Origin of the sequence: Streptomyces sp. NPDC006385 (assembly GCF_040612485.1) — a bacterium.
Classification (GTDB): domain Bacteria; phylum Actinomycetota; class Actinomycetes; order Streptomycetales; family Streptomycetaceae; genus Streptomyces.
In genome coordinates, this window is sequence record NZ_JBEXQG010000008.1 from 17,105 (window position 1) to 32,994 (window position 15,890).

Sequence of the window (15,890 nt, forward strand, 5' to 3'; positions counted from 1 at the left end):
GGGCCAGGGGGACTCCATGAGGAGACCGGGTCCCGTACCAGGTGATTTCTTGATGATGTGCCTCGTGCTGAGAGGGCATGAGACACAGCCACCCAGGCTACCAGTGGGCCGGCCGACGGCCCAAAACGGTTCCCGGTCGCCGCCCATGGGACCATGGAACCTACGTATCGATCCGACCCGAGGCATAAGGCGCCTCAAGAGACAGGACCCTGCGTGCCCGCGACCCCTAACCATGTGCCCGAGCCGAGCCGTACCGACCCGGCTCTGATCCGCAATTTCTGCATCATCGCGCACATCGACCACGGCAAGTCCACGCTCGCCGACCGGATGCTCCAGTTGACCGGTGTGGTCGAGCAGCGGCAGATGCGTGCTCAGTACCTCGACCGGATGGACATCGAGCGCGAGCGCGGCATCACGATCAAGTCCCAGGCGGTGCGGCTGCCGTGGGCTCCCACCCACGACCCCGGCAACACGCACATCCTCAACATGATCGACACCCCGGGGCACGTCGACTTCACCTACGAGGTCTCGCGGTCGCTCGCCGCCTGCGAGGGGACCATCCTCCTCGTCGACGCCGCCCAGGGCATCGAGGCCCAGACCCTCGCCAACCTCTACCTGGCGATGGAGAACGACCTCACGATCATCCCCGTACTGAACAAGATCGACCTGCCGGCCGCGCAGCCCGAGAAGTTCGCCGAGGAGCTCGCCAACCTGGTCGGCTGCGACCCGAGCGACGTGCTCCGGGTCTCCGCCAAGACGGGCGTCGGCGTCGACGCGCTGCTCGACAAGGTCGTCCGGGAGGTCCCGGCGCCGGTCGGCGTGAAGGACGCCCCGGCCCGCGCGATGATCTTCGACTCCGTCTACGACTCCTACCGCGGTGTCGTGACGTACGTCCGTGTCATCGACGGCCAGCTCAACAAGCGCGAGCGCATCAGGATGATGTCGACGGGCGCCACGCACGAGCTGCTGGAGATCGGGACGAACTCGCCCGAGATGCTGGGCGCCGACGGCCTCGGCGTCGGTGAGGTGGGGTACCTCATCACCGGCGTGAAGGACGTGCGCCAGTCCAAGGTCGGTGACACCGTCACCAGCCAGCACAAGGGCGCCACGGAGCCGCTCGGCGGCTACAAGGACCCGAAGCCGATGGTCTTCTCCGGCCTGTATCCGCTGGACGGCTCCGACTACCCCGAGCTGCGCGAGGCCCTGGACAAGCTCCAGCTCAACGACGCCGCGCTGGTCTACGAGCCGGAGACCTCCGCCGCGCTCGGCTTCGGCTTCCGCGTCGGCTTCCTCGGCCTGCTGCACCTCGACGTGATCCGTGAGCGGCTGGAGCGCGAGTTCGGCCTCGACCTGATCGCCACCGCGCCCAACGTGGTCTACCGGGTCGTGATGGAGGACGGCAGCGAGCACACCGTCACCAACCCGAGCGAGTTCCCCGAGGGCAAGATCAACGAGGTGTACGAGCCCGTCGTACGCGCCACGATCCTCGCGCCGACCGAGTTCATCGGCTCGATCATGGAGCTGTGCCAGACCCGGCGCGGCACCCTGCTCGGCATGGACTACCTGTCCGAGGACCGGGTCGAGATCCGCTACACGCTGCCGCTGGCCGAGATCGTCTTCGACTTCTTCGACCAGCTGAAGTCCAAGACCCGTGGGTACGCCTCGCTCGACTACGAGCCCACCGGCGAGCAGACCTCCAGCCTGGTCAAGGTCGACATCCTGCTGCACGGTGACAAGGTGGACGCCTTCTCGGCGATCACCCACAAGGACCAGGCGTACGCGTACGGCGTACGGCTCGTCGCCAAGCTCAAGGAACTGATCCCGCGGCAGGCGTTCGAGGTGCCGGTCCAGGCCGCCATCGGCTCCCGGGTCATCGCCCGAGAGACCATCCGCGCCATCCGCAAGGACGTCCTCGCCAAGTGCTACGGCGGTGACATCTCCCGCAAGCGCAAGCTGTTGGAGAAGCAGAAGGAAGGCAAGAAGCGGATGAAGATGGTGGGTTCCGTGGAGGTTCCCCAGGAGGCCTTCATCGCCGTACTGAGCAGTGATGACAGCGCGGGGTCGGGCAAAGGCAAGAAGTAACCACGGGTAACACCGAGTGGCCCGGCAAAACGCCGCAACAGGGGCCCGCCGTACGAAAGTGCGGTGGGCCCCTGCGTGTGTACGGGGTGCCTTCTGGAGGAAGTGACAGGCCGCGGGCCCTTACGTCGCGGCCTGCCGACCTCTACTCTGATCCCTGCTCGATAGTTACTCGCGAGTTAAACAACGCGAGTGGAACCAGCCGCACAGTCGCGGGCCCCCGGAGGATGTCGTGAGCGACACACAGACACTGATCGAGAACCGTCCGCCGACCGTGGCGGCCCTCTTCCTGGAGCGCGTGGCGGCCACACCGGACGCCGAGGCATATAGGTATCCCGTACCGCCGGCCTCGGGTCAGGGCCCGGACGACTGGAAGTCGCTGAGCTGGGCACAGGCCGCCGAACGGGTTTTCGCCATCGCGGCCGGCCTCATCGAGCTGGGCATCCAGCCCGAGCAGCGGGTGGCCCTCGCCTCCTCGACCCGGATCGAGTGGATCCTCGCCGACCTGGGCATCATGTGCGCCGGCGCGGCGACGACCACCGTCTATCCGCAGACCAACGCCGAGGAATCGGCGTTCATCCTCTCCGACTCCGAGAGCCGGCTGCTCATCGCCGAGGACGCCTCCCAGCTGGCCAAGGCGCAGGAGAAGCGTGCCGAGCTGCCGCACCTCACGCATGTCGTCGTCATCGACCCGGCCGGCGTCGAGACCGCCGACTGGATCCTCACCCTCGACGAGCTGGAGAAGCGCGGCGCGGCCCGGCTGGAGAAGGACGCCGAGCTGATCAGGGAGCGGGTCGGCGCGATCACCAAGGACCAGCTCGCCACCCTCATCTACACCTCCGGCACCACCGGCCGCCCCAAGGGCGTGCGGCTGCCGCACGACAACTGGTCGTACATGGCGAAGGCGATCGCCGCGACCGGGCTGATCAGCGGCGAGGACGTGCAGTACCTGTGGCTGCCGCTCGCGCACGTCTTCGGCAAGGTGCTCACCTCCGGGCAGATCGAGGTCGGGCACGTCACCGCCGTCGACGGCCGCGTCGACAAGATCATCGAGAATCTGCCGGTCGTGCAGCCGACGTACATGGCGGCCGTCCCGCGCATCTTCGAGAAGGTCTACAACGGGGTCGCCGCCAAGGCCCGAGCCGGCGGCGGCGCCAAGTACAAGATCTTCCAGTGGGCCGCCGAGGTCGCCCGCGAGTACGCCAAGGTCACCCAGGACAACTTCCGGCGCACGGGCACCCACTCCGCGCCGTTCGGCCTGGCCGCCAAGCACAAGGTGGCCGACGCGCTCGTGTACGCCAAGATCCGCGAGGCCTTCGGCGGCAACCTGCGCGCCTGTGTGTCGGGCAGCGCCGCCCTCGCCCCGGAGATCGGCTACTTCTTCGCCGGCGCCGGCATCCACATCCTGGAGGGCTACGGCCTCACGGAGTCCTCGGCCGCGTCCTTCGTGAACCCCGGCGAGGCCTACCGCACCGGCACGGTCGGCAAGCCGCTGCCCGGCACGGAGGTCCGTATCGCCGAGGACGGGGAGATCCTGCTACGGGGCCCCGGCATCATGGAGGGCTACCACGGGCTGCCGGACAAGACCGCGGAGGTGCTGGAGACCGACGGCTGGTTCCACACTGGTGACATCGGCGAGCTGTCCCCGGACGGGTACCTGCGCATCACCGACCGCAAGAAGGACCTCATCAAGACGTCGGGCGGCAAGTACATCGCGCCCGCCGAGGTCGAGGGGCAGTTCAAGGCGGTGTGCCCGTACGTGTCCAACATCCTGGTGCACGGGGCCGACCGGAACTTCTGCACGGCGCTCATCGCGCTGGACGAGGTCGCGATTCTGGGGTGGGCCGAGGAGCACGGGCTCTCCGGGAAGTCGTACGCGGAGGTCGTGGCCGCGCCGCAGACGGTCGAGATGGTCGACGGGTACGTCAAGAAGCTCAACGAGGGGCTTCAGAAGTGGCAGACCATCAAGAAGTTCCGGCTGCTGCCGCGGGATCTCGATGTGGAGCACGGGGAGATCACGCCGAGCCTGAAGTTGAAGCGGCCGGTTGTGGAGCGGGAGTACAAGGATCTGATCGAGGAGATGTACGCGGGGACGCGCGAAGCGTAGGGGTGGCTGCGGGGACTGCGAGGACTGCGGGGACTGCGGGGCGGCTGCGGTTCGTCGTGGCTGGTCGCGTGGTTCCCCGCGCGTCCGAGGCCGGGACGCTCACCCTTTTCCTATGAGCCGGCGTATCTCGTGGACCTGTGCGCGCAGGGCCGTCAGGTCCGGGGGCGTGTCGTCGGAGAGCTGATCCTCCAGGGCGGCCAACTGGGTGCTCAGCTCTCGGCTGTGGACGTGCTCGCGGCTCAGCAGGCGCTCCAGTTGCCTGTTCTTGCGGTACAGGTCCAGGAAGACCGTCACCTTCGCGCGCAGCACCCACGGGTCGAACGGCTTGGTCACGTAGTCGGCGGCGCCGGTCGCATAGCCGCGGAACGTGTAGCCGGGGTCGTCCTCCGCGCCCGTCAGGAAGATGATGGGGACGTCCTTGGTCTGGTCGAGCCGTTTGATGTTCGCGGCGGTCTCGAATCCGTCCATGCCCGGCATGCGGACGTCGAGCAGGACCAGGGCGAAGCGTTGCCGCAGCAGGGCCTTCATCGCCTCCTCGCCGGAACGCGCGCGCACCAGCGGCTCGTTGAGGGGCCCCAGCACGGCCTCCAGCGCGATCAGGTTGTCCTCCATGTCGTCGACCAGGAGGATGCCGGCACGCTCGTCGGACGTTGCCTCAGCGCTCATGGTGAAGTGGCCTCACTCGGTGATCGTCGACGGGACCGCTTCCTCCCCGGAAGCGCCCGGTCCCGGTACGGCGGGTTCTTCGGACCCCGCGGCGCGCCCTTCCGGCTCCGCGGTACGCCCTTCCGGCTCCGTGGCGCCTTCTTCTTCTGCGTTCCGCTTCCGGGGCGTCTCGGCCGGTGTCGAGGCGGCGGCCGTGCTCAGCCCCTCTGGCCTGCGCGTGCTCGCTTCCTCGGCACCGGCGCGTCCCTCTGCGCCGTGTGCGGGCGCGGCACGACCAGCGTGTGCCCGCGCGTCGCGGGCCGGCTCCGCGCCCTCCGGGTCCAGGAGGTCGCAGGCGACGGTCAGCAGTCGGTCCACGTCCACCGGCTTCGGTACGTAGCCGTTGGCGCCGCGAACCTCGCGGGCGACCCGCGTGACCTCGCCGGTGAACAGGGAGAGCTGGTCGACGCGCTGGGTGAGGTCGCCGCCGGCCACCGCGTCGAGCACGCGCGTCGCGTTGGCCGCCGGGGCCACCAGGGCGTCGAGCACCTGGTCGACGTCGTTGACCCGGGTCGTCCAGTCACCCGGCCCCGGGCTCGCCGAGAGCCGCTCGTCGAGCCTGCCGTGCCGCACCAACTCCCGCTTCACCCGCTGCACTTCACGGTTGAAGTGGGTGCTGCGGTCCATGATCTGGTTGAGGACCGCCGTCAATTCGGCCACCACTCCCTCACCCGTATCGGGGAGGCGGCGGAAGTCGCCGTCGCGGGCCGCGGTCATCGCGGCGAGTAGGGGGCGTAGGTCCGATGCTCGAATTTGACCGACTTTCTGACTGTCTTCGAGCACACGCGTAGCACGGTTCTCACTCATGACGGCCCACTTCGGTAACTCGGTGCTTATGGGCGCGGCCAGTCTGTCACTCTGTCGGCGTCGACCGAGGCGTATTCGTCCGAACTGTTCGGGGAGCTGTCCATGGGGGCCATTCCGGTGCAACGGGAGACCGTCACCCGCGCCTCTGACGCGCCTGCGTGCGAGGGCTCGCGCCCGCGCGCGCAGGAGGGCGCGCACCCCCGCGCGGACCGCGGCACCGACCCGCAGCCCGAGACCCGTACCAGCCTTCCCGGCAGCCCTCTCTCCCCGGGGTCCGCCCGCTCCCTCGTACGCGCAGCCCTCACCGAGTGGGCCACCTCCGGCCTCCCCGGCACCGAACGCCTCAGCGACCGCCTCGTCGACGACGCCGTCGTGGCCGTGAGCGAGCTCGTCACCAACGCCGTCGTGCACGCCGGTACCGAGGTGGAGCTCACCTGCCGGCTGGAGGAGGACACCGGCGCCCTCCTCGTCGAGGTCCTGGACCACCACCCGTCGCGCGCCCCGCGCAACGGGGAGGTCGAGGCGCCGTACGACACACCGGAGTACGGGCGTGGTCTGCGGCTGGTGTCCCGGCTCGCCGAGTCCTGGGGCGTCACCTATCGCACCGGCGCCAAGACCGTGTGGGCGCGGCTGCCGGCCGAGGATCCCGTGGCGGGCAAGGACGACATCGAGGCGTGCGCCGAGGAGCGCGCGCTGGAGCGCGGGTTGCGCGTCGCCGAGATCCTCGCGCCCGAGCCGCCCCCGACGCCGACCGCCCCTTCACCGCCCGGGTCCCTCGATCAGGGGGAGCCGTATGACCAGGGACACGACGGACACGACCAGCACCACCCATACGACCAGCACGGCCACCATCACCACGGCCAGCACCCCCACCACGGCCACCACGGCCACCACGCCCACCACCCCCACCACCCCCCTCGCGCCGAGCGGGAACGGGACTGGCTCAACCGGGGCGCCCTGTCCTTCCTCGCCGAGGCATCCGACCTGCTCGCCGGGCAGCTCGACGAGAACCTCGTCGCCGCCCTCGCCGGCCAGCTGATCGTGCCCCGGCTGGCGGACTGGTGCGCGGTGTGGCTGGAGGACGAGGTCGCCGGTCGCTGGGGCTACCCCCGAGCCGGCGAGACCGAGACCCCGGCAGGCCGGCCGGCGGACGGCATCGCCGGGGCGGGACCCCGGCTCGCCCGCGTCTGGCACAGCTCCGAGAACCACATCGAGGACCTCCGCCGCGCCCTGGAGAAGGAGCCACCGCACCCGGCCGGCAGCGACCGCGCCGGACCCGTCCCCTACCCCTGGCCAGGTGAGGCGCTCGGCGAGCGCGGGACGAGCGGCACGGCGCTCGCGTACCGGCTGATCGCCGGCGGCCGCCCGCTGGGCACCCTGGTCATCGGCCGGGCCGGCCTCGCGTGCTTCCCCGACGAGATCACCGGGCTCGTCGAGGACCTCAGCCGCCGGGTGGCCCTCGCCATCGGCGCCGCCCGCCAGTACGCCCGGCAGGTCACCATCAGCCAGGTCCTGCAACGCGGACTGCTGCCCGGCGCCGTCGCGAAGATCCCCGGCGTGGCCAGCGCCCTGGTGTACGAGCCGTGCGACAAGGGCGGTCCGAGCGGCGACTTCTACGACCTCTTCCCGGCCGGCGACGGCCGCTGGTGCTTCGCCATCGGCGATGTCCAGGGCAAGGGCCCCGAGGCGGCCGTGGTGATCGGCATCGCGCGCCCGTGGCTGCGGCTCCTCGCCCGCGAGGGCTACCGGGTCGCCGACGTGCTCGACCGCCTCAACCAGCTCCTCCTCGACGACGCCACGGAAGCCGCCGACGCCGCCGCCCGCGCCCTGGTCGGCCCGGTCGCCCCCGGAGACGGCCCCCAGACCCGCTTCCTGTCCCTTCTGTACGGCGAACTGACGCCCTTCGACGGCGGCATCCGCTGCACCCTCGCCTCCGCCGGACACCCGCTGCCGCTGGTGCTGGGCGCGGGCGGCGAGGTCCACACCGCCGCGCACCCCCAGACCCTCCTCGGGGTCGTCGAGGACGCCACGTACACCAGCGAGACCTTCGAGCTGCGCTCCGGCGAGACGCTGCTGTGCGTGACGGACGGGGTGACCGAGCGGCGCAGCGGCTCCCGCCAGTTCGACGACGGCGACGGCCTCGCCACCGCGCTCGCGGGGTGCGCGGGGCTGAACGCCGAGCTGATCGCGGAACGGATCCGCCGGCTGGTGCACGAGTTCGGCGGCCGTCCGCCCGAGGACGATCTGGCGCTGCTCGTGCTCCAGGCCGAGTAGCCGGCCGAACGGGAACGCGTCCCGGTGCTGGACAATGGAACCCATGCCCTCCGCACTCCCCGACGGCGAGCCCGTCCCCGACGACGGCGCGCTCCCCGCGCCCGCGCTCGCCGGGTCCGCCGACCGCCCCCTCGGCTTCTACCTGCACGTCCCGTACTGCGCGACCCGCTGCGGCTACTGCGACTTCAACACCTACACGGCGACCGAGCTGCGCGGCACGGGCGGCGTCCTGGCCTCCCGCGACAACTACGCGGACACCCTGATCGACGAGGTCCGCCTGGCCCGCAAGGTCCTCGGCGACGACCCGCGCGAGGTCCGCACGGTCTTCGTCGGCGGCGGTACGCCGACCCTGCTGGCCGCCGACGATCTCGTACGGATGCTGGGGGCGATCCGCGACGAGTTCGGGCTGGCACCGGACGCGGAGATCACGACGGAGGCGAACCCGGAGTCGGTGGACCCGGCCTACCTGGCCACCCTCCGCGAGGGCGGCTTCAACCGGATCTCCTTCGGCATGCAGAGCGCGAAGCGGCACGTGCTGCGCGTGCTGGACCGGACGCACACGCCGGGGCGCCCGGAGGCGTGCGTCGCGGAGGCGCGAGGGGCGGGCTTCGAGCACGTCAACCTCGACCTGATCTACGGCACGCCGGGGGAGTCGGACGACGACTGGCGGGCGTCGCTGGAGGCGGCGCTGGGTGCGGGGCCGGACCACATCAGCGCGTACGCCTTGATCGTGGAGGAGGGTACGCAGCTGGCCCGTCGTATCCGGCGGGGCGAAGTCCCGATGACGGACGACGACGTCCACGCGGACCGGTACCTGATCGCGGAGTCGGCGCTGTCGGAGGCGGGCTTCGAGTGGTACGAGGTCTCGAACTGGGCGACCTCCGAAGCCGCCCGGTGCCTGCACAACGAGCTGTACTGGCGGGGTGCCGACTGGTGGGGCGCGGGTCCGGGAGCGCACTCGCACGTGGGCGGGGTGCGCTGGTGGAACGTCAAGCATCCAGGGGCGTACGCGGCGGCGCTGGCGGCGGGGAGGTCGCCCGGGGCTGGGCGCGAACTCCTGTCGGAGGAGGACAGGAGGGTCGAGCGGATCCTGCTGGAGCTGCGGCTGCGGGAAGGGGTGCCGTTGGAGTTGCTGCGGGAGGAAGGGCTTGCGGCCTCTCGGCGGGCATTGGGGGAGGGGCTGCTTGAGGAGGGGCCGTACCAGGAGGGGCGTGCGGTGCTGACCTTGCGGGGGCGGTTGCTGGCGGATGCGGTGGTGCGGGACCTCGTGGACTGATCACTCGGGTGGGTGAAGCGGTGCGGAACGTCGGTTCGGTCCCTAACCTGGTTCGTAGGCTGCCGCCGTAAGCGCACGGTGGCGGAAACCGGAGGACTGCGGAGATGACCGCTGTGGACGACCGACCGATGACCACCGGCATGGTGAAGATCTTCGAGGAGCTTGAGCCTCCCGAGGGCGTCAAGGTGGAGCTCCTCCGGGGGGTAATCGTGATGATGGCCAGCCCTGACATCGTGCACAACATGATCGTTGCCGATGTACAGGACCAGATCCCGCGACAGCGCTGGTTTCGCCTTCAGACCCAGGACGTGGACATCCTGGACGAGGCAAGCGAGCCGGTACCGGACCTGGTGGTCGTGGCGCGAGACGCCCTACCCGACTCGGGCCGTCTGCTGCCCTCCAAGCTGGTCACGATGGTCGTGGAGGTCGTCTCCAAGTCCAGCGTCCATCAGGACTACGTGATCAAGCGGTCGATCTACGCGGCCGGGAAGATTCCCGCCTATCTCATCGTCGACCCGATCATGGGGCATTGCGTCCTGCTGACGAAGTCCGCAGGCCAGGGTGAGGACGCCGACTACCTCAGCCAGGAGATCATCAAATTCGGCGATCCAGTCCCGTTGGAGGCTCTGGGACTCGAACTGGACACCAGCGAGTTCGGAACGTTCCCCAACGTCAGGCCCCACCGCTACCCGTGACGAAGTCGATCAACTCCTCCACCCGCCCCAACAGCTCCGGCTCCAGGTCCTTGTAAGACCCCACCCGCCCCAGAATCGTCTGCCACACCGCCCCGGTGTTCTCCGACGGCCACCCCAACGCCCGGCACACCCCCGTCTTCCAGTCCTCCCCGCGCGGCACCCGCGGCCACGCCTCGATCCCCAGCGACGACGGCTTCACCGCCTCCCAGATGTCGATGTACGGGTGGCCCACCACCAGGGCGTGCTCGCTGGTCACCGCCTCCGCGATACGCCACTCCTTCGTGCCCGGCACCAGGTGGTCGACCAGCACCCCCAGCCGCGCATCCGGACCCGGCGCGAAATCGGCCACGATCGACGGCAGGTCGTCGACGCCCTCCAGGTACTCCACCACCACGCCCTCGATGCGCAGGTCGTCGCCCCAGACCTTCTCGACCAGCTCGGCGTCGTGCCGGCCCTCGACGTAGATACGGCCGGCGCGGGCGACACGCGCGCGTGCGCCGGGGACGGCGACCGAACCGGATGCCGTACGGGTGGGACGTACCGGAGCCGCGCCCGACGGCCGGACGAGGGTCACCACCTTGCCCTCCAGCAGGAACCCCCGCGGCTCCAGTGGGAACACCCGGTGCTTGCCGAAGCGGTCCTCCAGCGTCACCGTGCCCGCCTCACAGCGGATCACCGCGCCGCAGAAGCCCGTTCCGGGCTCCTCCACCACCAGACCCGGGTCCGCCGGGACCTCGGGGACGGACTTGGGTTTCTTCCAGGGTGGGGTCAGGTCCGGTGAGTACTGGCGCATTCGAGTGACGATAGGAGAAGTCCGGCCCTCATGCGGGGCGGATCACCGCGACACGCCGAAGCGGGCCGCGAGGGCGTCGCGCTGGCGCCGTACGAAGTCCGCGTCCACCACCGCTCCGTGACCGGGTACGTACAGCGCGTCCTCGCCGCCCAGCTCCAGGAGCCGGTCCAGGGCCGCCGGCCAGTGGGACGGTACGGCGTCGGGGCCCGCCTGAGGTTCGCCGGACTCCTCCACCAGATCACCGCAGAAGACCACCTCCCGATCGCCGGGGGACCGGCCCGGCACGAGCACCACCAGATCGTGGGCCGTGTGCGCCGGGCCCACGTTCGCCAGGAGGACCTGGCGGCCGCCGTCGAGGTCGAGGGTCCACTCACCGCTCACCTGGTGGCGGGGGCGGACCAGGGCGTCCACGGCCTCCTCCGCCGACTCCGCGTCCAGGCCGTTGCGTACCGCGTCCCCGCGCAGCTCCTCGCGCGCGTGCCGCTGCTCGAAGACCGTGTCCATGCCCACGGCGCCGAACATCTCCGCCCCCGCGAACGCCGCCGCCCCGAAGACATGGTCGAAGTGGGGATGCGTCAGCGCGAGATGAGTCACACGATGACCCGCGAGCCACTGCGCCTGCGTACGCAACCGCGCGCCCTCCCCGAGGCTTGACCCCGCGTCGATCACCAGCGCGGTGTCCCGCCCCACGACCAGCCCGGCCGTGCAGTCCCACACCGGAAGCCGGCACCGGCCCACCCCGGCCGCCAGCCGCTCCCACCCCAGCCCTTCCCAAGTCACCGTCATACGGCGACGCTAGCGGGGACACCACCATCGAGCACGGTGGTGCCGGACCGGCCTTGCCCGGGGCGTACCCCACGGCCGTACACTGGGCCGGGGACGGCTGGCACTCGCACGCGCAGAGTGCCAGGCGGGACGCCGAGGGGAACGAGTTCTGGAGGTGTGCGCGCGATGCTGAGTGAACGCAGGCTTCAGGTGCTGCGCGCCATCGTCCAGGACTACGTCGGGACGGAGGAGCCGGTCGGCTCCAAGGCGCTCACCGAGCGGCACAACCTCGGCGTCTCCCCGGCGACCGTCCGCAACGACATGGCGGCCCTGGAGGACGAGGGCTACATCGCCCAGCCGCACACCAGCGCCGGGCGGATCCCCACCGACAAGGGCTACCGGCTGTTCGTCGACAAGCTCGCCGGCGTCAAGCCGATGACCCCGCCGGAGCGACGCGCCATCCAGAACTTCCTGGAGGGCGCCGTGGACCTCGACGACGTCGTGGCCCGCACCGTACGGCTGCTCGCGCAGCTCACCCGGCAGGTCGCCGTCGTGCAGTACCCCTCGCTGACCCGGTCGACCGTGCGGCACGTCGAGCTGCTCTCGCTCGCGCCCGCGCGGGTGATGCTCGTGCTGATCACGGACACCGGGAGGGTCGAGCAGCGGATGGTCGACTGCCCGGCGCCCTTCGGCGAGGCCTCGCTCGCGGACCTGCGCGCGCGGCTCAACAGCCGGGTCGCGGGGCGGCGCTTCACCGATGTGCCGCAGCTCGTCGAGGACCTCCCCGAGGGCTTCGACATGGAGGACCGCGGCACCGTCTCGACCGTGCTCTCCACCCTTCTGGAGACACTCGTCGAGGAGAACGAGGAGCGGCTGATGATCGGCGGCACCGCCAATCTCACCCGCTTCGGACATGACTTTCCCCTCACCATCCGGCCGGTGCTCGAAGCGCTGGAGGAGCAGGTCGTGCTCCTCAAGTTGCTGGGCGAGGCGAAGGATTCGGGCATGACCGTGCGCATCGGTCACGAGAACGCCCATGAGGGACTCAACTCCACGTCCGTGGTGTCGGTCGGCTACGGTTCGGGCGGCGAGGCAGTCGCCAAGCTCGGCGTGGTCGGACCGACCCGCATGGATTACCCGGGAACGATGGGAGCGGTACGCGCAGTGGCACGGTACGTCGGACAGATCCTGGCGGAGTCGTAAGTGGCCACGGACTACTACGCCGTTCTCGGCGTGCGTCGCGACGCGTCGCAGGAAGAGATCAAGAAGGCCTTCCGGCGGCTCGCCCGCGAGCTGCACCCGGACGTCAACCCTGACCCGAAGACCCAGGAGCGGTTCAAGGAGATCAACGCCGCTTACGAGGTGCTGTCGGACCCGCAGAAGAAGCAGGTCTACGACCTCGGCGGCGACCCGCTGTCCCAGGCGGGCGGCGCGGGAGCGGGCGGCTTCGGCGCGGGCGGCTTCGGGAACTTCTCGGACATCATGGACGCGTTCTTCGGTACGGCGTCCCAGCGCGGTCCGCGCTCGCGCACCCGGCGCGGCCAGGACGCGATGATCCGGCTGGAGGTCGAGCTCGACGAGGCGGCCTTCGGCACGACGAAGGACATCCAGGTCGACACGGCCGTCGTCTGCAACACCTGCAACGGCGAGGGCGCGGCGCCGGGGACCTCCGCCCAGACATGTGACATGTGCCGTGGACGGGGCGAGGTGTCCCAGGTCACCCGGTCGTTCCTCGGCCAGGTCATGACCTCGCGGCCCTGTCCGCAGTGCCAGGGCTTCGGGACGGTCGTGCCGACGCCCTGCCCGGAGTGCGCGGGCGACGGACGCGTGCGGTCCCGCCGGACCCTGACCGTCAAGATCCCGGCCGGTGTCGACAACGGCACGCGGATCCAGCTCGCCGGTGAGGGCGAGGTCGGACCCGGTGGCGGTCCCGCCGGTGACCTGTACGTCGAGATCCACGAGCTGCCGCACCCGATGTTCCAGCGGCGCGGCGACGACCTGCACTGCACGGTGACGCTCCCGATGACCGCGGCGGCCCTCGGCACGAAGGTGCCGCTGGAGACGCTGGACGGGCTGGAGGAGGTCGACATCCGACCCGGCACCCAGTCCGGTCAGTCGATTCCGCTGCACGGGCGCGGGGTGACGCATCTGCGCGGCGGCGGGCGCGGCGACCTCATCGTGCACGTCGAGGTACAGACACCCACCAAGCTCGACCCCGAGCAGGAGCGCCTGCTGCGGGAGCTGGCCAAGCTGCGAGGCGAGGAACGGCCACAGGGGCAGTTCCAGCCCGGGCAGCAGGGGCTGTTCTCGCGGTTGAAGGACGCGTTCAACGGGCGCTGATGTGGGCAGCGGGGGCTGTGGGGGCTGCTGGGGGTCCGGGGGTCGGCCCCCGGGTAGGCACAGTCAGCCTGGGCAGCAGGGGCTGTTCTCGCGGTTGAAGGATGCGTTCAACGGGCGCTGACCCCAGGGTGTCGCGGGCCGGGGAAACACCGGCCCGCGCCAAGGGGAAGGGTCGATTCGGACTTGTCAGAGGGACGTGACAACATGCCGTCATGTCCTCCGCGCTGACCGATCTCTTCCCTCTCCCGATCGTGCAGGCCCCCATGGCGGGCGGCGTCTCCGTGCCGCATCTCGCCCAGGCCGTGTCCGAGGCCGGTGGGCTGGGGTTTCTCGCCGCCGGGTACAAGACCGCCGACGGGATGTACCAGGAGATCAAGCAGCTGCGCGGGCTGACCACACGGCCCTTCGGGGTCAACCTCTTCATGCCGCAGCCCGACTACGCCGACCCCGCGGCCGTGGACGTCTACGCCCACCAGCTGGCCGGCGAGGCCGCCTGGTACGAGACCGAGCTGGGGGACCGGGACAGCGGACGGGACGACGGCTACGACGCCAAGCTCGCCGTGCTGCTCGACAACCCGGTGCCGGTCGTCTCCTTCCACTTCGGCGTGCCCAGCAGCGAGGTACTGGAGTCGCTGCGCCGCGTCGGGACCGTCACCCTCGTCACCGCGACCACGCCGGACGAGGCCCTCGCCGTGCAGCGCGCCGGTGCCGACGCCGTGATCGCGCAGGGCGTGGAGGCCGGCGGACACCAGGGCACGCATCGCGACAACCCCGAGACCGACGGCACCGGCATCGGGTTGCTGTCGCTCGTCGCGCAGGTCCGTGAGACCGTGAGCCTGCCCATCGTCGCCGCCGGCGGCATCATGCGGGGCAGCCAGATCGCCGCGGCGCTCGCGGCCGGCGCCGGCGCCGCCCAGCTCGGCACCGCCTTCCTCGCCACCCCCGAGTCCGGCGCCAACGCCCTGCACAAGCAGGCGCTGACCAACCCCCTGTTCGTACGGACCGAGTTGACGCGCGCCTTCTCCGGGCGCCCCGCCCGCGGCCTGGTCAACCGCTTCCTGCGCGAGCACGGGCCGTACGCCCCCGCCGCCTACCCCGAGGTCCACCACCTCACCTCGCCCCTGCGCAAGAAGGCCGCCGCGTCCGGTGACGCGCAGGGCATGGCGCTGTGGGCGGGGCAGGGGCACCGGATGGCGCGTGAACTGCCCGCGGGGCAGCTGGTGGAGGTGCTGGCCGCCGAACTGGACGCGGCGGCGACAGCGTTGCCGGCGTTCCCGAAGGGCGGTACGCCCCGATGACCGCGCCCGTGTTCGTGGTCGAGCACCTCCCGGCCGGGGGCGCACAGCGGTACGTCCTCGACGGGCCCGAGGGACGGCATGCCGTCTCCGTCAAGCGGCTGCGGCCGGGGGAGAGCGTCGTCCTGACCGACGGCGACGGCCGCTGGGCCGAGTGCGAGGTGGTCGACACCGAGGGCAAGGACCGGCTGGTCGTGCGGATGGGTGCCGTGGCCGAGGAGCCGCCGCAGACGCCCCGCATCACCGTCGTCCAGGCCCTGCCCAAGGGGGACCGCGGTGAGCTCGCCGTCGAGACCATGACCGAGACCGGCGTGGACGCGATCGTGCCCTGGGCGGCCGCCCGGTGCATCACGCAGTGGAAGGGCGAACGGGGGGCGAAGGCCCTCGGCAAGTGGCGGGCCACCGCCCGCGAGGCCGGCAAGCAGTCCCGCCGCGTGCGCTTTCCCGAGGTCGCGGACGCGGCGACGACCAAGCAGGTCGCGGCGCTCCTCGCCGAGGCCGACTTCGCCGCCGTACTGCACGAGGAACGCGACTACGGCAGTGAACCGCTCGCGACGGCCGAACTGCCCGCCGAGGGCGAGATCGTCCTCGTCGTCGGACCCGAAGGCGGCGTGGCCCCCGAGGAGCTGGCCCTCTTCGAGGAGGCGGGCGCGAAGGCGTACCGCCTGGGCCGTACCGTGCTGCGCACCTCCACCGCCGGAACCGCGGCGACGGCCCTGCTCCTCGGCCGTACCGGCCGCTGGTCCTGACAGCC

General features: G+C 70.9%; 12 protein-coding genes and 1 pseudogene. 9 read left to right on the forward strand and 4 right to left on the reverse strand.

The features are described from left to right. Positions 1-213: 213 nt before the first annotated feature. Both lepA and ABZ078_RS08315 read left to right on the forward strand, forming a co-directional pair. On the forward strand, positions 214-2,082 hold the full coding sequence (gene lepA, locus ABZ078_RS08310) for a translation elongation factor 4 (protein ID WP_356572884.1): 1,869 nt from the start codon (positions 214-216) through the stop codon (positions 2,080-2,082). Between the two features lie 229 nt (positions 2,083-2,311). Continuing rightward, positions 2,312-4,186 (forward strand): AMP-dependent synthetase/ligase, encoded by a 1,875-nt coding sequence (locus ABZ078_RS08315; RefSeq protein WP_356572886.1) that lies wholly within the window; start codon positions 2,312-2,314, stop codon positions 4,184-4,186. 99 nt (positions 4,187-4,285) lie between these two features. Here the strand turns inward: ABZ078_RS08315 and ABZ078_RS08320 are convergent, their stop codons facing one another. Together ABZ078_RS08320 and ABZ078_RS08325 are read right to left on the reverse strand one after the other, a co-directional pair. Then, a complete protein-coding gene (locus tag ABZ078_RS08320) occupies positions 4,286-4,852 on the reverse strand; it encodes a response regulator (RefSeq protein WP_356572888.1) in 567 nt (188 codons plus the stop codon). A 393-nt stretch (positions 4,853-5,245) separates the two neighbouring features. Then, positions 5,246-5,698, reverse strand: a pseudogene (locus ABZ078_RS08325) (hybrid sensor histidine kinase/response regulator); the annotation flags it as partial. Positions 5,699-5,800: 102 nt separating this feature from the next. Between ABZ078_RS08325 and ABZ078_RS08330 the strand changes: the two are divergent. From ABZ078_RS08330 to ABZ078_RS08340, 3 genes are all read left to right on the forward strand, one after another. Next, positions 5,801-7,972: an ATP-binding SpoIIE family protein phosphatase gene (locus ABZ078_RS08330; protein ID WP_356572890.1), complete on the forward strand. Its 2,172-nt coding sequence runs from the start codon at positions 5,801-5,803 to the stop codon at positions 7,970-7,972. Between the two features lie 43 nt (positions 7,973-8,015). After that, positions 8,016-9,248: a radical SAM family heme chaperone HemW gene (hemW, locus tag ABZ078_RS08335; RefSeq protein WP_356572892.1), complete on the forward strand. Its 1,233-nt coding sequence runs from the start codon at positions 8,016-8,018 to the stop codon at positions 9,246-9,248. 104 nt (positions 9,249-9,352) lie between these two features. After that, complete coding sequence (locus tag ABZ078_RS08340) at positions 9,353-9,943, forward strand: Uma2 family endonuclease (protein ID WP_356572894.1); 591 nt, start codon at positions 9,353-9,355, stop codon at positions 9,941-9,943. On the opposite strand, the gene ABZ078_RS08345 is transcribed toward ABZ078_RS08340, so the two are convergent. Further along, positions 9,921-10,736 (reverse strand): DUF3097 domain-containing protein, encoded by an 816-nt coding sequence (locus ABZ078_RS08345; RefSeq protein ID WP_356572896.1) that lies wholly within the window; start codon positions 10,734-10,736, stop codon positions 9,921-9,923. The genes ABZ078_RS08340 and ABZ078_RS08345 overlap by 23 nt on opposite strands. 42 nt (positions 10,737-10,778) lie before the next feature. After that, positions 10,779-11,522, reverse strand: a complete 744-nt coding sequence (locus ABZ078_RS08350; RefSeq protein ID WP_356572898.1) for an MBL fold metallo-hydrolase — start codon at positions 11,520-11,522, stop codon at positions 10,779-10,781. A 165-nt stretch (positions 11,523-11,687) separates the two neighbouring features. On the opposite strand from ABZ078_RS08350, the gene hrcA reads away from it, so the two are divergent. From hrcA to ABZ078_RS08370, 4 genes are all read left to right on the forward strand, one after another. After that, positions 11,688-12,704 (forward strand): heat-inducible transcriptional repressor HrcA, encoded by a 1,017-nt coding sequence (gene hrcA / locus ABZ078_RS08355; RefSeq protein WP_356572900.1) that lies wholly within the window; start codon positions 11,688-11,690, stop codon positions 12,702-12,704. Next, on the forward strand, positions 12,705-13,841 hold the full coding sequence (gene dnaJ, locus ABZ078_RS08360) for a molecular chaperone DnaJ (protein WP_356572902.1): 1,137 nt from the start codon (positions 12,705-12,707) through the stop codon (positions 13,839-13,841). A gap of 212 nt (positions 13,842-14,053) precedes the next feature. Next, entirely contained in the window at positions 14,054-15,139 is a 1,086-nt protein-coding gene (locus ABZ078_RS08365) for a nitronate monooxygenase (RefSeq protein WP_356572904.1), read from the forward strand. Next, positions 15,136-15,885 carry a 16S rRNA (uracil(1498)-N(3))-methyltransferase gene (locus tag ABZ078_RS08370; RefSeq protein WP_356572906.1) on the forward strand — a complete coding sequence of 250 codons (750 nt, stop codon included), beginning with the start codon at positions 15,136-15,138 and terminating at the stop codon, positions 15,883-15,885. Before ABZ078_RS08365 ends, ABZ078_RS08370 begins: the two co-directional genes overlap by 4 nt. Positions 15,886-15,890 lie beyond the last annotated feature (5 nt).